The sequence below is a fragment of the Streptomyces sp. P9(2023) genome, assembly GCF_032436795.1.
Classification (GTDB): domain Bacteria; phylum Actinomycetota; class Actinomycetes; order Streptomycetales; family Streptomycetaceae; genus Streptomyces.
The window spans coordinates 1-365 of record NZ_JAUPWM010000221.1; the positions used below are offsets into that span (position 1 = coordinate 1).

Annotated in this window: 1 protein-coding gene; it reads left to right on the plus strand. The window is 69.9% G+C overall.

Features of this window, described 5'->3' with window-relative positions; all coding sequences use genetic code 11:
• A partial coding sequence (locus Q5762_RS37430) for a hypothetical protein (RefSeq protein ID WP_315896772.1) occupies positions 1-365 on the plus strand: 365 nt, incomplete at both ends.

A 365-nucleotide genomic window follows, 5' to 3' on the forward strand; every position in this document is an offset into this window, starting at 1 on the left:
TACACCCCCGAGGAACTGGGGGCCGGCACGCCACCGGAGCGGGTCACGGTCACCCAGCAGCAGCCGACGCCTGACCCGGCCCCGACCAACGTCGATGCTGCGATGGAGGCGCTGCGCGGCATGGCTGAGCCGATGCTGTCCGCCGACCAGACCCGCACCATCGGCGGACTCGTGAAAGAGGCCGGGCTGAACAAGCAGGACGCGCTCGAGTTCGCTGTGGAGGTCGTGGGACATCCGCTCACGTCCGCGACCGACCTGACGGAGACCGAGGCTGCTGCCGTGATCGCTGCCCTTACCGAACTGGTCGCCGCCGAGGCTGCTGTGGCGGAGTCGCTGGCCGATCCCGACACGGGCGAGGTGTACGA